The 3422-nt window shown below is 42.4% G+C and carries 4 protein-coding genes; 3 read left to right on the top strand and 1 reads right to left on the bottom strand.

The genetic code is table 11. The annotated features are described in order from the left end of the window. Both ACIQ6T_RS11280 and ACIQ6T_RS11275 read left to right on the top strand, forming a co-directional pair. Positions 1-93 (top strand): IS3 family transposase (locus ACIQ6T_RS11280; protein ID WP_395786240.1); only part of this gene is annotated, 93 nt, incomplete at its 5' end. A gap of 133 nt (positions 94-226) precedes the next feature. Continuing rightward, positions 227-1228 carry a sugar phosphate isomerase/epimerase family protein gene (locus tag ACIQ6T_RS11275; RefSeq protein ID WP_395786442.1) on the top strand — a complete coding sequence of 334 codons (1002 nt, stop codon included), beginning with the start codon at positions 227-229 and terminating at the stop codon, positions 1226-1228. On the opposite strand, the gene ACIQ6T_RS11270 is transcribed toward ACIQ6T_RS11275, so the two are convergent. Next, entirely contained in the window at positions 1220-2044 is an 825-nt protein-coding gene (locus tag ACIQ6T_RS11270; protein WP_395786440.1) for an NAD(P)H-hydrate dehydratase, read from the bottom strand. The genes ACIQ6T_RS11275 and ACIQ6T_RS11270 overlap by 9 nt on opposite strands. Positions 2045-2256: 212 nt before the next feature. Here ACIQ6T_RS11270 and ACIQ6T_RS11265 point away from each other — a divergent pair, with 212 nt between their 5' ends. Further along, positions 2257-3291: a Gfo/Idh/MocA family oxidoreductase gene (locus ACIQ6T_RS11265; RefSeq protein WP_395786438.1), complete on the top strand. Its 1035-nt coding sequence runs from the start codon at positions 2257-2259 to the stop codon at positions 3289-3291. Positions 3292-3422: the final 131 nt, after the last annotated feature.

The following is a 3422-nucleotide window of genomic DNA, read 5'->3' as shown; positions in this document are numbered from 1 at the left end:
CTTAAATACTATAATCATGAACGAATAAAAATGAATCTAAATGGAATGAGCCCAGTGGGATACCGAGCTCATTATGTCAAATCTATTGTTTAATTTTGTCCAATAAAATGGGTGCACCTCAGGTATCACGTCTCTAACCTTTTCAGATTTTCGTCGCAAAATTTACCCGAAAGGATATAAAATTGAAAAAGGATTCATATTATTGATTTTTAAAACCTTTACATCTATGAAAAAGAATTACGCAAACTCCCGTCGGCAATTTTTAGCTGCCGGCTCCCTTGCCTCTTTGGGCCTTTTATTTGCCAAACCAGCCGCATTTGCTTTTGGCTCAGCTAAACCAGATTCGAAATTTGGTGGCGTTCAAATTGGCTGTATCACGTATTCTTTCCGAAGCATGCCTGGTTCCGTCGATGAAATCATTGGCTACTTAACACAATCTGGAATTTCTGCCACTGAATTAATGGGCGATGCCGTAGAAGAATATGCTGGTAAGCCAGTTAATCCGGTGCAAATGCGTTGGACTCCGGGCCAACCGCGTCAGCCGCTGACTGACGAGCAGCGTGCGGCAATGAAAAAATATCAAGAAGACGTCAAAGCATGGCGCGAAACCGTTTCCATGGATAAATTCAAAGAAGTTCGTGCGAAATTGGATAAAGCTGGAATCAGCGTATATGCCTACAAACCAAATGCATTTAGCCCAACGAATTCAGATGCTGAAGTAGAATATGCATTGAAATCTGCTAAAGTTTTAGGAGCTAAATCGGTGACAATGGAATTGCCAACTGATCCAAAACAAACGCAACGCTTAGGTGATTTGGGCGCGAAACATGGTATTTATTTTGGATACCATACCCACACACAAGTAAAAGATACGGTCTACGATGAGGCCTTAGCTCAATCGAAATACAATTCCATTAACCTAGACGCTGGTCACTACATTGCTGTGGGTGCACCACATAATACGGCTAGTTTATTAGCTTTAATCGAAGCGAAAAAAGATCGCATTACCTCCATGCACATCAAAGACCGTACGTCAAAAGAAAATGGTGCAAAGAATCTTGTTTGGGGCACGGGAGAAACTCCTTTAAAAGAGTTACTAACCGCCATGAAGAAAAACAAATACAAGTTCCCGGCAACGATCGAATTGGAATATGAAATTCCAGCAGGTTCTGATGCTGTAACAGAAGTGAAAAAATGTGTGGAATACGCAAAAGCGATCTTAGTCTAAGAGCCTAATTTCACTCAAATGTTCAATCAAGTCGGAGGCCACTAAACTGGCCTTCGATTTTTTTTGTATTGCCAAATCACCCGACAATCCATGAATGTAAGCACCAAGGCGAACAGCCACATCGGGTGCATATTCTTGGGCACATAATGCGGCAATAATACCCGTCAATACATCCCCAGATCCTGCCGTAGCCATACCATCATTTCCCGTGGTATTCGTATACAATTCTCCGGAGTCAGTCACCACGATGCTTGGCGCTCCCTTCAAAAGCAATTGGCACGAATAGGTCGAAACAAAATCAAGCGCTTGTTTTTCGCGACTCAACGGGTCAAACTCCAAACTTCCTAAGCGCGCAAATTCACCCGGGTGTGGTGTTAATATATGGTGGGATTTAACTTGGGAAATCAAAGATTCGTACGATCCCAATAAAGTCAATGCATCTGCATCAAAGACGATGGGACCCGTATAATTCTGAAGCAGAAATTCTAAGTTTCGACGTACCTGAATAGAGAATCCCAAACCCGGCCCAAAGGCGATAGCATCGTAGGGGTCGAGGTTGATTGCCGACAAATCTGATTCTGTGCGATACATGATTTCGGGACTATGCGCCAACAATGGTCCGACACCCTCCTCGGGAATCATCGCGGTCACAATGCCGCAACCAGCGTGTAAGGCTGCTCGTGCACACAATAACGCGGCGCCAACTTTACCTGAACTACCGGCAATAATCAACACATGTCCAAAGGATTTTTTATGTCCATCGGGCTGTCTGTGTTGCTTTATCTGATTTATCCAGGGAAGATCTATTCGATTCATAGACCTAAATATAAGTATTTAATTAATAGGCCGTCATTGGTCACCGGCTCTGCTAGCGTAGTTTACAAAAAACATGCTAATCATACATCACAAAATGCGGTATACATATGCGAAACGAGGGGTTGTTGGCCAAAATCACTAAAACCCAATCGCATAATTTTTCATCTAAATAGATTTGTAAATCAAAGCTCTAAATTTCTTATTTTTACTTCATGAAAGCAATTCAAACCGCATTATTATCCTATGGAATGTCGGGACGCATTTTTCACGCCCCTTTCCTCGAAATTCATCCCGGCTTCGAGCTCGTTGGCTCCTACGAACGTAGTCAAAAAAATATTCAAAAAGCCTATCCAGGAACGCATTCGTATGATTCGCTAGACGAAGTCATCCAAGATGCTGATATTGAATTAATTATTGTCAACACCCCCATCCCCACGCATTTCGAATATGCCTCTCAAGCGCTAAAAGCTGGAAAGCATGTTGTCGTTGAGAAAGCATTTACAAACTCGACAGCAGAAGCGTTGGAATTACAAAAAATAGCATCAGAGGTCGGAAAGCACATTTTTGTTTACCAAAATCGCCGTTGGGATTCCGATTTTCTAACGGTGAAAAAAGTATATGAATCAGGCCAACTGGGCGAATTGGTTGAAGCGGAATTCCACTTTGATCGCTTTAATGGAATCAAATCACCCAAAATGCATAAGGAAGTTCCTGGGCCGGGTGCTGGAATCATATTTGATTTGGGGCCACATATTATAGATCAGGCCTTGTATTTGTTTGGAAAACCGACGCATGTGTTTGCCGACTTGCGTAAAACACGTCCGGGTACGGAGGTAGAAGATTTATTTGAGATATTACTGTATTACCCAGAAATGCGTGTTCGCTTAAAAGCGGGCTATTATTTCAAAGCGCCGATTCCTGCATTTCAGTTGCATGGGAAGTTGGGGAGTTTTATCAAGACACGTTCGGACCGACAAGAAATTGACCTAGATGCAGGTCTAAAGCCACAGGGAAAAGAGTGGGGACTGGATAGTCCTTCAGATTACGGTTTGATACATGTAGATGGTTCGAATCCTGACCGGGTAGTTTCCGAAAAAGGTGATTTTATGGCCTTTTATGAAAATGTTTATCAATCTTTGCGTAGCGATGCGACACCCGCTGTTTCTGTACAAGATGGAATCAATAGCATGCGGGTGATCGATGCGGCGATGGAGAGTAGTCGGGAGAAACGAGTAATCAAATACTGAAAATAGACGCGAAGTATGAACTGCACCCAAAAAGTTGGACAACTTATTGGGTGTTTTTTTATGTCAAGAAAAATCAAGTACTCCTACGATCTCAAGCTTTCAAGTGTTAAAGCATTTATTGACGATCATCA

Source organism: Aquirufa sp., assembly GCF_044377215.1.
Classification (GTDB): Bacteria; Bacteroidota; Bacteroidia; order Cytophagales; family Spirosomataceae; genus Aquirufa.
The sequence above is the reverse complement of the archived record's forward strand: the minus strand, read 5'-3'. Positions and strand labels throughout refer to the sequence as shown.

Coding starts and splice junctions, on each gene's coding strand:
- ACIQ6T_RS11275 (WP_395786442.1), top strand. CDS start 227: ATGAAAAAGAATTACGCAAACTCCCGTCGGCAATTTTTAGCTGCCGGC.
- ACIQ6T_RS11270 (WP_395786440.1), bottom strand. CDS start 2,044: ATGAATCGAATAGATCTTCCCTGGATAAATCAGATAAAGCAACACAGA.
- ACIQ6T_RS11265 (WP_395786438.1), top strand. CDS start 2,257: ATGAAAGCAATTCAAACCGCATTATTATCCTATGGAATGTCGGGACGC.